Consider the following 16,299-nt stretch of genomic DNA (forward strand, 5'->3'; position numbering starts at 1 on the left):
GTTGGAGCTGGATCTCATACTGCCCGGTATTCAGGAAGCAAGGAGAATGACCAATTGACCAAATTCCAATAACCAAAAAAATAAATACAGGTGCCGCTTCTCCTCTGGTTGGTATTCTTTTCTTTCAGTCATTGGTGCATTGGTTATTGGTCATTCCGCTCTCCGTGGACTTTCGGAAGGAACATCTCGGGTCTGCCTGTCCGGTGCCATAAATCTATTTTGGACAGGTATGACCCATTACCCATTACTTCTCTTTCTTCAGAAACCCCCTGATGCTCTCCAGGTAGGTCTCGGGTTCCTCGAACATGGGGAGGTGTGCACTTTTCTCGAATATCTGCAGGGAAGAGTCGGGTACATGGGAACGATACCATTCCGTTGCCCCCGGCGTTGCTTCATCGTACCGGCCAGCCGTAAAAAAGGTGGGCACCCTGATCTCACGAAGCCGGGAGACGCGCTCGTAAGTCTTAAGGTTTCCCGTCGGGTGGAATTCGCTTGGTCCCCACATGATCCCGTAGATCTCCTGGTTTGACATGTTGAATGCCTGCAAAAGCCCGGGCGGCCATGGGTCAAGGCGGCACAGGTGGCGCTTGAGATATTCCCCCACGGCCTGTTCATATTCCTTTGAACCGGTTGTGCCTTCCCGTTCGTGGTGCCTGATCACCCGTCGTATCTGTAAAGGCATCTGGAGGATGAGGGCATCCGCATCTTCCACCCATCGCTTTACACTGAGGCAAGGGCTCGCGAGGATAAGGCTCTTTACCCCGGCAGGTTTCGTCAGCATGTAATCTACGGCGATCATGGTCCCCCAGGAGTGTCCGTAGAGGTGAATATCTTTCAGTTTCAGGGCCGCCCTGACGCGGGAGAGTTCCTCGACGAACCTTTCGATGCGCCACAGCGTCCTGTCGGCGGGGCGGTCCGACCTGCCGGAGCCTAGCTGGTCATAGAAGATGACGGGCCGGTCCACGGCAAGTTTCTCGAGGGGCTTGAGATAATCACTGGCGCTGCCCGGCCCCCCGTGAAGAAGAATGACGGGGGTTTCGTTGCCGGAGCCGACGATGCGGTACCATACCCTGCCGCCGGTGACCTCGACGAACCCTTCACGCTCGGTGAGGACATCGGCGGCAGGGCATGCGGCAAGGCACAAGACGGCGAGAAGGATGAGCCATACCGCAAAGGCCTTTCTCATATATGGTCTGCCCCGTGTCCTCAAGCGACCCATCGTCTCCTCCTTTTGTCGGCCACTCGTGCCCGTTATGCTTCTTATACCGGTTCTGTCAGTTTCGTGTCAAGAACGCAAACCGTCGGCACCGGTTCCTTGCTTTTTGACCACCCCTCATGGTAATCTTGCCCGTCCGCTTAAAATTCGTATTTTCTTCAGGAGGCACTATGGGATTACGCTACGACGAGGTGAACGATCATGTCATGGATCTGCTCAAAGAGGTGAGATCACAGGACTTTCCCGAATTGGTGAATGCAAAGATAAAGGTCCTCTTTGACCTGAAAAAAAGAAAATCCGGCGGCATGGTTGTCCTCGCACGGATCATCAAGACGAACGACCTTGTTCGCCATCTCACCAGGAACGGTGTCGATATCATCGAAGGATATGATTATATCATCACCCTCGACAAGAAATGCTGGGACAACATCACCGATCTCGACAGAGTAAAGATACTGCGCCATGAACTGAGGCACACCTTCTTCGACATAGAGGTCGACGACAACCCGTACAAACTTCTCAATCACAGCATCTCCGACTTCTACGAGGAGGTTGAACTCAACAAGAACGACCCCCGCTGGCGCGAGCGCGTGGCCACTCTCACAGAGGACATCTACGAACAGGAAAAAGAGGCCCGCACGGAGAAGAAAAGGAAAAAGACGAGAGAATAAGGGATTTAAAAAACCGTCTCACACCGCCCCGTCGTTGAGGGGACTGAAAGAGAAAGCTAGCGGCCTGACCCCGGGACCAGCCAGGGTCAGGCCGCATTTTTGCACAATGTTATCCTTCGTAACTTCGAGTTGTAATCATCCCATGACATCGGTACCGCTAAGGTTGTATAATATAGCCGTGCCTCACGAATCGCACTGATTGAACCGCAATAAACCAACACAGGAGGATATACTCTTATGATGTACTCGCAGGAAGTGGAGAAGATGTGCTCCGTGACCAAGGGAGCGAACCATGGCCCCGCGGCGATACCGCAGGAAGGCAAGTGGACACAGGTAAAGGAAGTTAAGGATATATGCGCTTTTACGCACGGGATAGGGTGGTGCGCGCCGCAGCAGGGGGCCTGCAAGTTGACCCTCAATGTCAAGGACGGGATCATCGAAGAGGCATTGGTGGAGGCGATTGGTTGCTCGGGCATGACCCACTCTGCCGCCATGTGTGCCGAGATCTTGCCCGGGAAAACGATACTTGAGGCGTTGAATACGGACCTTGTGTGCGATGCTATCAATACGGCAATGAGGGAACTTTTCCTCCAGATAGTCTACGGGAGAAGCCAGTCCGCCTTTTCCGAAGGCGGACTGGCGATAGGCGCCGGGCTTGAGGACCTCGGGAAGGGACTGCGGAGCCAGGTGGCCACGATGTACGGCACAGTGGCCAAGGGGCCCAGGTACCTGGAAATGGCCGAGGGCTACGTGAGGAAGATCGCCCTCGATGAGAACAGCGAAATAATCGGCTACGAATTCGTGAGCCTGGGAAGAATGATGGAGATGATAGCCAAGGGCATGGATGCCAACGAGGCCCTTCAGAAGGCTTCCGGAAAATACGGAAGGGTTGACGAAGCCGTGAAGTTGATCGACCCGAGACATGAATAAGGAGGGATGACGATATGGCACTTTTCGAGAACTACGACAGAAGGATCGGGCTGATCAACGCCACGCTGAATAAATACGGCATCACATCTATCGAGGAAGCGAAGAAGATCTGTGACAGCAAGGGCGTGGATCCATACAAGATCGCAAAGGAAACCCAGCCGATATGCTTTGAGAATGTTGGCTGGGCTTACATCGTCGGCGCATCCATAGCCATTAAGAGGGGCTGCACGAAAGCGGCGGATGCCGCCGAGGCCATCGGTGAAGGGCTGCAGGCATTCTGCATTCCCGGCTCCGTTGCAGATGACAGAAAAGTTGGCCTGGGACACGGGAACCTGGCTGCCATGCTTTTGAGGGAAGACACCAGATGTTTCGCATTTCTCGCGGGACACGAGTCGTTTGCCGCCGCCGAAGGCGCTATCGGCATTGCCAAGTCGGCAAACAAGGTGAGGCACCAGCCCCTGCAGGTTGTCCTGAACGGGCTCGGGAAGGACGCGGCACAGATCATCTCCCGGATAAACGGGTTCACCTACGTGAGAACGAAATTCGATTACCATTCGGGAAAGCTCGAGATCGTGGAAAGCCGGCCCTATTCAAAAGGTGACAAGGCGGCGGTGAGATGCTACGGCGCCGATGACGTCCGTGAGGGTGTCGCCATTATGCACCATGAAAAAGTGGATGTTTCCATCACCGGGAATTCAACGAATCCGACGCGCTTCCAGCACCCCGTCGCAGGCACATACAAAAAAGAGTGCAACGGGGCGAACCGGAAATATTTCTCAGTCGCTTCGGGAGGCGGCACGGGCAGGACCCTCCATCCCGACAACATGGCCGCGGGCCCGGCTTCATACGGCATGACGGACACGATGGGCCGGATGCACTCCGACGCGCAGTTCGCAGGTTCATCGTCGGTGCCGGCGCATGTGGAGATGATGGGTTTTCTCGGCATGGGCAACAACCCCATGGTAGGCGCAACCGTCGCGGTGGCGGTGGCGGTAGAACAGGCGGGGAAGTAATGGGACAGGCCATGGGTAACGGGTGATGGGGGAGAGCCCCTTAGCTTTGGAAGGTTCTGGGGTTAAGGGGCGATGCCGTGACAATAATGTGACAGGTCCTTCAGGAATTGTTCGCGGCTTGCGAAGCGGATGGCTTTCATGCCTGACAGGCGGGCCCTTTCGCAGTGGTCTTCGCTGTCGTCGATGAAGAGCATGCGCTCCGGCGCTGCCTGAAGACGGGAGATGGTGTCGGTGAAGTGCGTGGGATCCATCTTGCATTTACCGAGATGGTAGCTGTTGAAGACGATGTCGAAGTGTTTGAAGAAAGCGTGGATTTCGTTGAGTTCGTCAAGCCAGTTGGTCTGGTCGCTGAGGATGACGGCGGGGATTCCCGATGCTTTGAGTCTTTTTGCGATGTCGAGCATCCAGGGCCTCGGGGTGAACCGGGAGAGGATCTCGTTTCGGAATTCATAGTCGCTGCCCGTTATCCCCGTTCTGTCCCGTATTGCCTGCCAGTAAGTGTGTTCATCGGCCTGGCCCGTGATGTATCCTGTGGTGTGTATGAGTTCGCGGGCCAGGCCGATGAAATCCATTTCGTTGAGTCCGTTCCTTGCCGCGATGGCGCCAAGCCCCTTTGCAAATCCTTCGTCGGCCAGAACACCCCCGAAATCAAAAAGCACTACATCCAGGTCACATGTGCCAGAGGTCATAGTTTCCCATCCTCTCCGGTTGATAGACGATCTCCTTTACCGGTATCCCTTAATCCCTGCGGAAACCTTCCATTCGACCGCATCCCCTTCCCGGCAGCCGCGGCACGCTGCCTTCCTTATTTCTTTGCCGATACCTGAAGCTGAATTCCCGTCTTTCCCTTTTCGGCCTCGCTTACAACGACGGTTGCGTTCCTATTGCCCTTCGCGTAGGCCATGGTTACCGTATTTTCCACGGCGAGGGAGGTCGTCTCTTTCCACCCTTGCGCCTTCATCTTTTGCTTGTAGGAGCTGGCAATCTTTCCAACGCCTTCCTCACTGATGAGGGTAACGTGTAATATATCGCCCGCCGTCATTGTATTGATCACCTTTGTATTTGGATAGATGGGGATGTCCGTCGGAAAGCCTGCGGGAACCTCTGTCGCCGCACCCGCCGTTATCGTCGCCTTCCCTTCCTTATCCGTTATCTGTATCTTTCCCCGGGCAGAATCGACCGTGACCTTGCCGCCGGTACCCTGTTCGATAAGTTTTTCCATTGCCTTTTCTTCAGGACTTTTTCCGCACCCGGGCAGAACGACAACTATCATCAGGATCGCAGCCAAAAAAAGAACACCATTTCTGCACGACATATTCTTCCTCCTCATTGTTTGTTTCCTCTTTTTATCTGAATTGTAAAGGTTGTGCAATAAAAAAAGAGTCGATCAGCCAAGCTCAAAGCTTGTGATCCCGAATACCTTCTCCATCGGGACGGCAGGTATTTCCCTGTTGTACATTCTGCCTGTTTCAAATACGGGCGCCAGGTTCCCATACTGTACGAGCGCAAGGCCGGCAGGATTTGTTGCGGGAACATCCAGAAAAACAGGTGTTCGCGGCGATACCGTTCCTGCCAGGGCATCAAACAATCTCCGGGCGATGTCGAAGGAATCAGCAAAAAGGGGGCCCATTTTAAATCCTGTCTTGCAGGGGCGGATCACACCGTAGCCTTTCAGTTCTGTGTCCTTGAGGAAACCGAGGGATGTGCCGCCGGGCTGCGTGATCCATTGTTCGAGAAAGCGTGCCCGCCGCGCCGGAAAAATGGAGGCGTCATAGGAAACGAGTGCTTCAAAGGCGAGGGTTGTCAGCTCAACGATGCCAGCAGAGCTTGACCCCCCGCCTTTGCCTTCATATCGGGTGTTCCTGTGGGCAAGTGTAAAACCGAACTTTTCATAATTCCCTATCTTCTTTACCACTCCGTCGATACCAATGTTGCGGGTGCCGAGATGGCTCATCGCATGTCTCCCAAGCTCGACGCCATACCATTTTCCGCGCTGTTCTTTTCTGATGATATAGAAACCTATGAACCCGAAGGAGTCCCCATAGGATACCGCTGAAATGCAGCCTATCGGTTCACCGTTCAGTTCTCCCGTGAAAAAACCATGGGGATCCGCGTGGTGGAAGCAAACCGCATCATTCAAGCCGGGGTTCCAGCCTTCCTCGGCTGCCCACTTCACGGCAAGCTCAACATCCTTCCTCTCCATCCGTCTTATAATGAATCCACTCTCAACCATTCGTGTCTTTCCCGTCGATAATGGTTTTTCGTCGCCGGGCTCTGAAGCCTTGCGGCCCCGCCCCTAGATCGCTTCGATCGTTGAAGGCGGCTTTGCGGCGATATTGTAAGTTACGCTTACTACGCCGGGCACTTCCCGGCATATCCTGGAGGCTATCCTTGTCAGCTTCGAGAAGGGCAGGTTTGTCGGAGTCGCCTTGCGGGCATCCACGGAATCCCAGCAGCGCACCTCTATCTGGCGGCCGAAGTCCCTCTTGCCGTCGCGCATCCCCGTCATCCTGTCCTCGTGAAGGATGGCCAGGTACTGAAAGGCCTTCACTTTTGCGAGCTCTTCCTCAACGACGACCGTCGCGAGTCTCACGATCTCCACCTTTTCGGGTGTTATCTCGCCGACGACGCGGGCGGCCAGAGCGGGACCCGGGAAGGGTATGCGTTTGTACATGAAAGCGGGCAGGCCGAGCACTGCTCCAACCTTGCGGACGCCGTCCTTGCGGAGTTGAACAAGAGGTTCGAGGATATGATAGCCGAAGGCCTTCTTCGGATCTATGCCGAGCTGTTCGAAAACGTTATGCTGCCTCTTGATGCCTGCCACCGTCTCGTCGATATCGGTGAGGATCGTCCCCTGGAGAAGGTACTTTGCCTTGCTTTTCGTGACGAGCCTGCCAAAAACATCCTTGTAAAATGTTTGGGTGATGGCCTCGCGTTTCTGCTCCGGGTCGGTTATTCCCTTGAGCGCCTTGAAGAACTTCGCTTTGGCATCGAGGATCTCGATGTTGACGCCAAGACCCTTGAAGATTGACGCTATGCGCTCGGGTTCGTCCTTGCGCATGAGGCCCGTGTCGATGAAATAGGTCTTCAGCCTGTCACCCAACGCCTTGTGGCCCAGCATGGTGACCACCGAGGAATCGACCCCGCCCGACAGGGCGTTGATCGCCACCCCCTTGCCGACGGCGGCGCGTATTTCCTCCACCTTCTCGTCGACAAACTTCTTCACGTTCATCCCCTTTGCCTTGATCTCCCTGGAACCTGCCATACCGCCTCCTTTTAGGTTTTATTGAAACGGGTGATCGATTATGGGTAACAGGGAAACCGTCCATCTTTCCCATTTCCCATTACCTGCCTTATCTTCTATATTTCCCCACTTCCGCGAGGGCCGCAGGGCTCTCATACCCGCTTCAATTGATTCCAGCGGGCAGCCCTCCCGTCGCGGCAATCGCCGATACAACGCAGACGAGGCTGTTGGACCTTACCTTTCCGTCATCCGTCATTGGGCTCTGCCTGCTTTTCTCACGATCGTTTCTCCCTTCCCAGGTTGATGGCACCAAAATTGGCGGCCCCCCACAGGCCGCTGTCCTCGCTCAGCATGAGGGATACGGGGATCTTTTCGAGCATCGCGCCATAGTGGACCGAATGAGTGAATTCCTCCCTGAAATGGTTGTTCACGACGAGGAAGGGGTTTTTCATTGCGACGCCGCCTGCGATAAAGAGACCACCCAGGGTGAGGACGGTGAGCGCATAGTTGCGGCAGGCACGGGCGTAGAAGCGGGCGAAAAGGACGGTCGTCTCCGCCTCCGGGGTAATCTCGGTGACGATCTTTTCCGGCGGGAGCTCGCGACCCGTCAGGAAGGCATGAAGATGGGTGAGGCCCGGTCCGCTCACGACGATATCACCATAGGGATACTCGGCCTGTGTCCTGTCGAGGAGAAAATCCCGGTAGGCCGTTTCGGCGTTTCCATAGAAGGGGAAAGCGGCGTGCCCGGCCTCTGAAGGCAAGGGCAGGAGAGTGTCCCCTTGCGTCGATGCGAGAGCACAGTGCCCGAGACCCGTACCTGCGCCTATCACACCTATGCTGGCGCCTGGCTGCGCCTCGCCGGCCTGCACGATCTCCTTCGTGAGCCGGTCCCCCAGGGGGCAGGCAAAGGCCTGCGCAACGAAATCATTGATGAGGAGTATCTTCGTGCCGACGGTGCGTTCCCGAAGGCCGGATACATCCACTGCCCAGGGGACGTTCGCCAGCTTCGCATAGGTCTCTTCCTTAACTGCCCCGGGCACGGCGAGGACCACGGCATCCCACCGTGCGCCCGCCGGTATCGGACCTTCTCTGTGTGCCTTCTCGATGAGATCGTCAAGGGACGACGCGCTGGCTGTCTTCAGTCTCAGCCCGCCGATGTATGACAGGGTTTCTTTGTCATCGATGGCAAAGTGCGCGAAACGGCTGTTCGTTCCCCCTATGTCCACGGCCATAATATTCTTCATGGTTCCACCTCCCATCTCCGCGCTGTGCGTCTTGCGGCCTCAAGCGGCCTTTCGTGCAACGCACAGAACGAATTCATGCACGACATCGTAGACCCCCTGCCCCGAGCCGCCGCCGGACAGGACTTTTTTGAATCTGGCCTCCATATCCTGTCTCCTGACAGGGTCGAGGGCATCGTAGAAGGCTGTTCCTGCGCCGGACCCGATGAGATGCTCCAGGACGCCCTCCGGCGAGGCGCACCGGAACACGATCCGGCTCTCGGAGATCTCTTCGGGAAGGAGGCCCGTTCTTTCAAGAAGCCGCTCCACCTGGGACCTGCCCTCGGGAAAGTCGAAATGGATACGTTTCTTGAGCACCGAAGGGTCCTCGGCAACAAGTTCACGAAATATTCCCAGCTCCCGGGCGGGCGAATTCTGCCGGTGAACGATAAAGGCGAGACGGCCGCCTTCATCAAGGGATGCCGCAGTGGTCTCAAAGAAAGGCTGAAGGGGGATATATCCCAGGACCCAGCTTGTAAAGACAAGGTCGAAGGGGCCACGCCGCCGCAATGCCCTCAGGGCGTCTCCCTGAAAGAACCGGACGTTGCCGTGGCCTGCAGCGCGGATGCGCTTCCGGGCAACACCTATCATCTCCCGCGATATGTCAGCGGCCGTTATCCCGCAGGAGGGGCCAAAACCCTCCGCCAGAAGCGCTGTAGCATAACCGCTGCCGCATCCTGCCTCGAATATCCTCATGGCCCCCCCGGGCGTCAGTTTTTCCACGAGCTTCCGAACGGGTTTGCCTGCCTCGCTGAGCCAGTGCCGATCGTAATCGCAGCAGATCCTGTCGTAGGCGTGGCGCAGTTCGGCGCTGCCGACACTTGCCGTTGCGCCTCTTTTAACGGTAAAAAAGCGAGGAAGCCTGTGTCTGCGAGGAAGGTGCTCCCCACAAACCTTTTCGGATATCTCTGGCGGAGCCGGTATGGGTCCCTCGGGGATGTGTCCTGCCAGGATATGGCCCACGCAGGATGCCCGGGGTTTCGCGAAATGTCTCCCCATCCGTTCGAGGATAGCCGTCAGGGGCTCCCTTACCGCATTGCCGAAGCTTAGGGGGATGAGATTGCAGGGGCAGACCTCGCCGCTGCCATCGATATAAAGATAGGTGAGCCCCGCTCCGCAGCCGAAGGCATTTTGAGATTCGAGATAGAGAAAAGTGGAGAGTATGGGCAGGTCTTCTCTCGCCGCCACCTCGTGCTGATAGTCGAGAATGAGCTTTCGCCCGGCAGGGTCGAGAACCACGTCGCCTCTGCCCGAGAGCCTCCCCGTGGGGCACGGCTCAAGAAGGTGGACCTCGCGGGCACGTGATCTGCCGGCGAACTCGATGAATCTCATGAAGTTGTCCGGCTTCAGGATCTCCCGGCTGGCCACCGTGACGACGTAAGGGTAAAGGCCGCTCTCGGACGCCGTGTGCAAGGCTCTCAGGGCGGTCCGGAATGCCCCCCGTCTCCCGCGTTTCCTATCATGTTCTTCTGAGTTCATTGAATCGAGGCTGACGCCAATGGCAAAGAGGCCCTTTTCTTTCAGCCTTCTGGCACGATCTTCCGTCAGGCCCGAGCCGGTGGTGTTGAGCATGAGGCAGGACCTGCTGTCGAAAAAGCCCACTATGTCTTCGAGGTCCCTCCGCAGGAGCGGTTCACCTCCGGAGAGGGTGACCATAACGCTGCCGAGCCCGGAAAGCTGACGCGCGATCTTTTCCACGTTGCGAAGGCTGAGGTCGCGCTGTTTCCGCCCGGCATTGTAGCAATGCCAGCACCGGTACCGGCAGCGGTTGGTGACTCCCAATGTGACGGAATAGAGCCTGCGGTTGCCCCGTTCTCCGAGGGCGCCGAAATGCTCCGCGAGATTATCGAATGCGCCGCCGGGAAAGGGAGGAAAATGGGCGTTGACGACGAAACGGCCGTCGAAACTGACAGCCTTCTCACGGGAGAGGTATTCCCTGAAAAAGGCTCCCACGGATGGATGCAAACCGGCAAAAGGCTCCCGTGCGGCAAGCTGACGAAAGAATTCGTCTCCCCTCATATCACCTCGTCATTCGTCACGTCACTGCGTACAGCAGGGGCCGCCTTCCCCGGTCCAGCAGTGAAGGCATAGCTTCTCCCGGGGCAGGCCGATGGCCTCTATCATATCACCGATCTTTTGAAACTTTAGGGTGGTAACGTTGATCTCCCTGGCGATCCACTCGACCATTTTGCGGTACTTTTCCGAGGTGTCATCGAGATATTCCGCAATATCCTCCGTAGGTGCTCCCTCGATATCATTGATGGCCCGGCGGGCGACGAGTTCGTCGATGGACCTCGTGGAAAGGGCGAACTTGCAGTGGAACATGAGAGGCGGACAGGCCGGGCGGACATGTATCTCCTTTGCGCCCGAGTCCCAGAGTTTTACGACGGTGAAATTTTTGAGTTGTGTGCCCCGCACGATGGAATCCTCGCACAGGACGATGCGGTTGCCGGCGATGACGTCCCGAACGGGTATGAGCTTCATGGTGGCCACGAGATCCCGTATCTCCTGAGAGGGTGGGGTATAGCTCCTGCCGTATCCGGGCGTGTATTTGACAAGAGGCCTGCGATAGGGGAGGCCCGACTCCATGGAGTAGCCGATGGCATGGCCGACCCCCGAATCGGGAACACCAGCGACGAGATCGGCCTCCACCTTATCATTCTTGGCGAGAAACCTCCCCGACCGTTCGCGGACCACCTCCACATTTATCCCTTCGTAACTGGAGGCGGGATATCCCGTGTATATCCAGAGAAAGGCACATATCTGGTTGTGGTTCCCGCCGGGTTGCCGCACCTGAAGGCCTGAAGGCCCGATGCTGACGATCTCGCCCGGTTCGAGGTATTTGGTGACATGGAACCCGAGATTCAGAAAGGAGCAGTCCTCGGTAGCCACGGCCCAGTCTCCGTCCTTCTCGCCGACGACGAGTGGAGTCCGTCCCAGACGGTCCCTGGCCGCATAGATGCCGTCCTCCCTGAGAAGCAGAATAGACGCGGATCCTTCGATACGGTCGTAGACGCCCCGAATACCGTCAATCAGCGTATCCCCCTGGGTGATCAACTTGGCAATAAGTTCGACGGAGTTAATGCCGCCGCCGGACATTTCGCTGAATGTCTCACCGGCGTCAAGAAGCTCCTTGGCGAGTTCGTTGGTATTCTCCACAATGCCCGTGGAAACGATGGCAAAGGTGCCGAATTTGGAGCCTATGATGAGCGGCTGAGCGTCGCGGTCGCTAATGACGCCGATACCCGAGTTACCTTCCATTTCCTTGTATTCTTCAAAAAACTTTGATTTGAACTGCGACTTGCGGATGTCGTGTATGCTGCGGTGGAACTGGTCTCCCAGTACGGCCATTCCTCCATATTCCGTGCCCATATGCGAATGATAATCGGTACCATAGAGCAGGTTGCTCGCGCAGTTCTTCTTCGATGTTATGCCGAAAACTCCGCTCATACTGCGCCCTCCTTGATTGTCCAGTTGCGCTCTGATGTCGTGAAAGCTTTTTTGCTGGCAAGGATATGATATATACATTCCCCGGAAAATTCCACAGGAATGAACAGCCCCCTGCGGCCACCCGGCAGGAGCCTTGCACCCCTGCGGAAACATGAGGCATCCGCTCCTGACGCCCTGCGTCTTGTGCCTGCCGGTTCCGGCCATGTCTGTGCGATCTTACCGGATTAAGTTTCTCCCCGCAGATACCGAATACAGTTGCAGGACGATGTTGAGAAAGACGAAGCCGGAAACGCAGGAACATCAGGAATGGGGTTGCCAAATACGAACGAGGAGATTATATTAGAGCCATGACAACGGAAGAGGAAAAAATGGTCACCAGATACGCCGATCAGGCATTCAGGGGAACGACTATCCGCCAGGAATATCCTGCATGTGAATGCGGCAAGATCTTCAGCGAAAAAAACCTTCGCGAGGCCCCGGGCGTGTTCTTCAAGAGCGTTGATGTCTTCGGCAAGACCTTTACGCTTATCGAACCCGTGTGCCCCATATGCAAACGCAAGATCCCGGCAAGCTTCAATATCCTTAACTAGCCCCCGCCCGGAACCACGTCTGTGACGAGAGGCTCTTTGTCCACAGCCAAGCAAGATCGATGTAAACATTTCCTTGCCATGAAGGGTTCCCCGGGAACTTTCAACCCTTTGGTCAATCTTCATCCTTGAGGAATAATCGATGGTATTCGGGTTCGGTGAGGTGTTTTTTAAGCATCTTTCCTATGACCTCAAATACCTCTGCCAGATCGTCATCAGACATCCGTTTCAGGACTGTTTCCATGAGATCGTCATCGGAGAATTTCTGCAGGAACACCCGCACCGTATCCTCATCGGTTTGCCTGTCCATGCCGTAACCGAGAAATCCGTCAAAGGTCTCTACGAACAGATGGGAGTGGTTTGCCATGATCGCACCCGCTTTCCTGTATTTTGCCCGACCATCGGGCGCTCTGGAAGGTAGTTTAATCCAGAATCGTTCGGCAATCAAATATGTGTTATCGTCATCCGTCGTTATGCTGAAGTGTGCCTGAGTCACAGAAAGAAAGGGCAGACTCCTGTTCGAGGATCGCCAGGATCCTTTCCGCCAGGGGTCCGTAGGAGGGATGCGCCCGCGCTCTGGGGCGCTCCATTTCCACATCGATGACCTCAAGTATCCGGCCCGGTCTCGCGGACATGACCATGATGCGGTCGGCGAGATATATGGCCTCGTCCACACCGTGGGTCACGAAGAGGATCGTCTTGCGGTGGTTTTCCCAGATCCGGAGAAGCTCCTTTTGCAGGAGGATCCTGGTGTGTGCATCGAGGGCGCCGAAGGGTTCGTCCATGAGGAGGACGTCGGGGTTGTTGGCAAGAGCTCTGACGATGGCAACGCGTTGTCTCATGCCGCCCGAGAGCTCATGGGGGAAGGCCCGCCAGAAATCTTCCATGCCCACAAGGCGCAGGTACTCCATCGCTTTTGCCTCGCGCAGTAACCGCGGCGCGCCGAGGAACTCGGGGCCCAGAGCGACGTTGTCAAGCACGTGCCTCCACGGCAGGAGGGAGTATTCCTGAAATACCATACCGATTTCCTTTCGCGGCCGCGAGATTGCCTCACCCCTGTAGTCTATTCTGCCGGAGGTGGTTGTCTCGAGGCCTGCTATCATGCGCAGGAGGGTGGATTTTCCACACCCCGACGGTCCCACTATGCACACGAAATCGTTCTCGGGGACGTCGAAACTGACCTGGGCCACTGCCTCCACGGCTGCGCCGTTGTTGCTCCGGAACTCCTTCTGCAGCGCATGGATACGGAGAATGGGGCTGGCCTTCATCGTGTCAACCTTGTCCATGCGAACTTGCGGTCCTCGATAAACCGAAAGAAGAGGTCCAGAAAAGCGCCGATGGCGCCGATACTGATCATGCCGGCAATGACGATGTCCGTTCTTGCGAGCGTATAGGCGTGGGTGATGAGGTAGCCGACACCGGAAAGACTCCCCGGCAGCATTTCGGCCGACACGAGGCACATCCAGGCCACCCCAAGCCCGATCCGCATGCCGTTGACTATGGAGGGGGACGCGGCAGGCAACAGGATCTTCCGGAATATGTCCCGCTCGCTGGCCCCCAGCACCCGCGCCGAATCCAGAAGGGTGCTCCGAACGCCCATGACGCCGTGAATGGTGCTGGTCAGTATCGGGTAGAAGGCCCCTATGAAGATGATAAAGACCATCGAGAACTTCAGATTGTTGAGATAGAGATAGGCCAGCCCATTTTGTACATCAAAGAGCGTCGCGAGGCTTGTCACTCCAAACCAGGCAAGCACCAGCGGCACCCAGGCCAGGGGCGGGATTGGCCTGAAAAGCGCCAGAAAGCCATTCAGAAGCCTGAATACCGTTCCATAGTATCCCATAAAGATACCCAACGGTACGGCTATGCAGGCGGCAAGCAGGTAGCCGGCGAGCACCCTGACGAGACTGATGGCCACGTTGATGGCGAGGGACCCCATTGCGATGAGGCTCTCCGTCGGCTTCACGAACAACTCGGTCACCTGCCCGACACCGGGCAGGATGACCTCGTTGTTCAATTGCCGGGCCATGACGTCCCAGAGGATAAGAAAAAGACAGGGCACAAGCAGGTAAGCGCCCGCCCTGACGAGTGTATCCTTCAAGCGCATTCTACATCTTTACTTTGTCGATGAAGCGCATGTCGAAAAGGACCGGTTTTACCTCATCGATCTTCTTGCCCTTCAGCGAGCCCTTGAAATTTCCCATCTCGTTGAGGACGGCCATCAGCTTGTCGGCACCCCTCATCCAGCTCCTGTTGAATTTTGGCAGAAAGACGAGCGTCGACGCCCTTGCGGCATCGGCGGGAAGACCAATCCACTGCGCGGTAAGGGTTGCGGCCTCCAGCCTGTTTTTGTTGCACCAGGCGTTGCTCCTTGCAATGAGTTCCACGAACTTTTGCACCACTTCAGGATGTTTGGCAATGGTCTGATCGCTCGCCGCCGTGACACAGCAGGGGAAGTCATGCCAGTAACCCGTCGGCGGCAGGTCCCGCAGGTTAACGAGGATCTTTCCCACGCCGCGGCTTACGGCGACCTCGGGGAAGGGCGATGGCCCCACGATCGCGTCAACCTGCTTGCTCGCCAGGGCGGGGATCATATTTGTCGTGCCCTTAAGGTCGGCAAGGAGGACCTTTGCCGACTGGTCGTTGGGGTCTTCGGTCACCGTGATCCCGGCCTTCTTCAACGCGCCTTCCAGGACGATCTTCGGCGCGCTCGTCGGTGAGTGGTACCCGACCTTGACGGGTTTGTCAGCCTTCCTTACGTGGTTCATGAAAGAGCTCCAATCGGTGAGGGGAGAATCCTTGGGGACCACGAGCCCCATCCCCTCGGTCTGGAGGGGACTTAAGATCTTGATGGGAGTGCCTTTGTCGATCCCCGACATGATGGCGGTCACCGAGGCCATGGCCAGATCGAGCTGATTGCGCGCGAAGAGCGCCGCCGTCTCCGATCCGCTTTTTGCGACGATGAGTTGGAAAACGGCTATGGGTTTACCGTTAACCACCAGTTCATACTTGTCTTTGGCGACAACCGGCCGCAGGTAGACGCCCATGTCCTTGAAGGCTTCTCCCTTCTGTGCCGCCACGATGAACGAGGTGTGGTGGGTCGTGAAGATATAGCCCATCTTCAGATTGGGGACGTCGGCCGCAAAGGCGCCGGAAACAAGGAAAAAGGCCACAAAGATAACAACGAAAAACATCGGCTTCAGATTCTTAAACATGGATGTCCGTACCTCCTCTTAGTGTGATATGTTCTGTACAAAACAGGATTCCAAAAGAGCTTCGATGCGGGTGCGTACCTGTTCCTCATCGCTGAGCGAAAAATCGGTCACGATCTTGAGGAACGGCAGACCGTGGTTCTTCTGGACGTATTCCCCCACCTTGTGGGATTCGATGTTAAAGGAGTGGCACGCCTGCAGCACGACGTCAATGACGGCGTCGGGCTTGAATGTGTCGATCAGGCGGGTTATCTCGGTAAGGCGCCGCGTATTCGGGGTCATGCAGGAGCAAGGTATGGCCAGATACCGCTGGGCCAGCGCCCGCACCGGGTCGCCTGTCCCCTGCACGGTGTCCGTCATGTAAGGCTTGAACCCCGAACAGGCATCGAGTACGACGATCACGCCGCCAGCCTCTTCGATGATCCTGAAGACCTTCTCGGCATCCCCTCCGACAGGACAGCCCGTCACCATTACGCGGGGCGTGCCGGCTGGTCTGTAAGCATATCCACTGTCACGGCGTTCCTCGAGCTTCTTCAAAGCCTCGGCGAGGACGGGCTCCATCTCTTTCCCCGATGATCCCTGGGCCAGGAAGGTGAGGTCGTACATCTCCCGCCAGCTCACAACGGAAGGCCGAAGCGCGGCAAACTCGAAGACCTCCCGCATCATTGCGTTCCTGAGGTTGATGTCCCTGATGGC

The 16,299-nt window shown here is 56.5% G+C and carries 17 protein-coding genes; 4 read left to right on the plus strand and 13 right to left on the minus strand.

Annotated features, from left to right (window positions below; genetic code table 11):
• Positions 1–244: 244 nt before the first annotated feature.
• Positions 245–1,219 carry a proline iminopeptidase-family hydrolase gene (locus PHC90_01075; GenBank protein MDD3844930.1) on the minus strand — a complete coding sequence of 325 codons (975 nt, stop codon included), beginning with the start codon at positions 1,217–1,219 and terminating at the stop codon, positions 245–247.
• A gap of 167 nt (positions 1,220–1,386) precedes the next feature.
• Between PHC90_01075 and PHC90_01080 the strand changes: the two genes are divergently transcribed.
• The 3 genes from PHC90_01080 to PHC90_01090 all read left to right on the plus strand — a co-directional run bounded on the left by PHC90_01080 (position 1,387) and on the right by PHC90_01090 (position 3,830).
• Complete coding sequence (locus PHC90_01080) at positions 1,387–1,887, plus strand: putative metallopeptidase (GenBank protein ID MDD3844931.1); 501 nt, start codon at positions 1,387–1,389, stop codon at positions 1,885–1,887.
• 237 nt (positions 1,888–2,124) lie between these two features.
• Complete coding sequence (locus PHC90_01085) at positions 2,125–2,817, plus strand: hypothetical protein (protein MDD3844932.1); 693 nt, start codon at positions 2,125–2,127, stop codon at positions 2,815–2,817.
• 14 nt (positions 2,818–2,831) lie between these two features.
• A complete protein-coding gene (locus tag PHC90_01090) occupies positions 2,832–3,830 on the plus strand; it encodes a GGGtGRT protein (GenBank protein ID MDD3844933.1) in 999 nt (332 codons plus the stop codon).
• A gap of 62 nt (positions 3,831–3,892) precedes the next feature.
• Here the strand turns inward: PHC90_01090 and PHC90_01095 are convergent, their stop codons facing one another.
• The 7 genes from PHC90_01095 to PHC90_01125 all read right to left on the minus strand — a co-directional run bounded on the left by PHC90_01095 (position 3,893) and on the right by PHC90_01125 (position 11,804).
• The gene (locus PHC90_01095; GenBank protein ID MDD3844934.1) at positions 3,893–4,519 is read right to left on the minus strand and encodes an HAD family phosphatase; all 627 of its coding nucleotides are present in this window, start codon (positions 4,517–4,519) and stop codon (positions 3,893–3,895) included.
• A gap of 116 nt (positions 4,520–4,635) precedes the next feature.
• The gene (locus PHC90_01100) at positions 4,636–5,145 is read right to left on the minus strand and encodes a hypothetical protein (GenBank protein MDD3844935.1); all 510 of its coding nucleotides are present in this window, start codon (positions 5,143–5,145) and stop codon (positions 4,636–4,638) included.
• A 72-nt stretch (positions 5,146–5,217) separates the two neighbouring features.
• Positions 5,218–6,063, minus strand: coding sequence for a GNAT family N-acetyltransferase (locus PHC90_01105; GenBank protein MDD3844936.1), 846 nt, complete (start codon positions 6,061–6,063; stop codon positions 5,218–5,220).
• A gap of 63 nt (positions 6,064–6,126) precedes the next feature.
• Positions 6,127–7,095: an ATP-binding protein gene (locus PHC90_01110; protein ID MDD3844937.1), complete on the minus strand. Its 969-nt coding sequence runs from the start codon at positions 7,093–7,095 to the stop codon at positions 6,127–6,129.
• A gap of 254 nt (positions 7,096–7,349) precedes the next feature.
• Positions 7,350–8,318, minus strand: coding sequence for a glucokinase (locus PHC90_01115; protein MDD3844938.1), 969 nt, complete (start codon positions 8,316–8,318; stop codon positions 7,350–7,352).
• 39 nt (positions 8,319–8,357) lie between these two features.
• Positions 8,358–10,373 (minus strand): radical SAM protein, encoded by a 2,016-nt coding sequence (locus PHC90_01120; protein ID MDD3844939.1) that lies wholly within the window; start codon positions 10,371–10,373, stop codon positions 8,358–8,360.
• 21 nt (positions 10,374–10,394) lie between these two features.
• The gene (locus PHC90_01125) at positions 10,395–11,804 is read right to left on the minus strand and encodes an amidophosphoribosyltransferase (protein MDD3844940.1); all 1,410 of its coding nucleotides are present in this window, start codon (positions 11,802–11,804) and stop codon (positions 10,395–10,397) included.
• Positions 11,805–12,151: 347 nt separating this feature from the next.
• Here PHC90_01125 and PHC90_01130 point away from each other — a divergent pair, with 347 nt between their 5' ends.
• Positions 12,152–12,394 carry a hypothetical protein gene (locus tag PHC90_01130; protein ID MDD3844941.1) on the plus strand — a complete coding sequence of 81 codons (243 nt, stop codon included), beginning with the start codon at positions 12,152–12,154 and terminating at the stop codon, positions 12,392–12,394.
• Positions 12,395–12,506: 112 nt separating this feature from the next.
• Here the strand turns inward: PHC90_01130 and PHC90_01135 are convergent, their stop codons facing one another.
• The 5 genes from PHC90_01135 to PHC90_01155 form a co-directional block, all read right to left on the minus strand.
• Positions 12,507–12,758, minus strand: a complete 252-nt coding sequence (locus tag PHC90_01135; protein MDD3844942.1) for a hypothetical protein — start codon at positions 12,756–12,758, stop codon at positions 12,507–12,509.
• A gap of 94 nt (positions 12,759–12,852) precedes the next feature.
• Positions 12,853–13,677 (minus strand): ABC transporter ATP-binding protein, encoded by an 825-nt coding sequence (locus PHC90_01140; protein MDD3844943.1) that lies wholly within the window; start codon positions 13,675–13,677, stop codon positions 12,853–12,855.
• The gene (locus tag PHC90_01145; GenBank protein MDD3844944.1) at positions 13,656–14,498 is read right to left on the minus strand and encodes an ABC transporter permease; all 843 of its coding nucleotides are present in this window, start codon (positions 14,496–14,498) and stop codon (positions 13,656–13,658) included. Before PHC90_01145 ends, PHC90_01140 begins: the two co-directional genes overlap by 22 nt.
• Position 14,499: 1 nt before the next feature.
• Positions 14,500–15,606, minus strand: coding sequence for an ABC transporter substrate-binding protein (locus PHC90_01150; protein MDD3844945.1), 1,107 nt, complete (start codon positions 15,604–15,606; stop codon positions 14,500–14,502).
• Between the two features lie 18 nt (positions 15,607–15,624).
• Positions 15,625–16,299, minus strand: a 675-nt coding sequence (locus tag PHC90_01155; protein ID MDD3844946.1) for a 2-hydroxyacyl-CoA dehydratase family protein, incomplete at its 5' end; no start/stop codon positions are given.

The organism is Syntrophorhabdaceae bacterium (genome assembly GCA_028698615.1).
Classification (GTDB): Bacteria; Desulfobacterota; Syntrophorhabdia; order Syntrophorhabdales; family Syntrophorhabdaceae; genus Delta-02.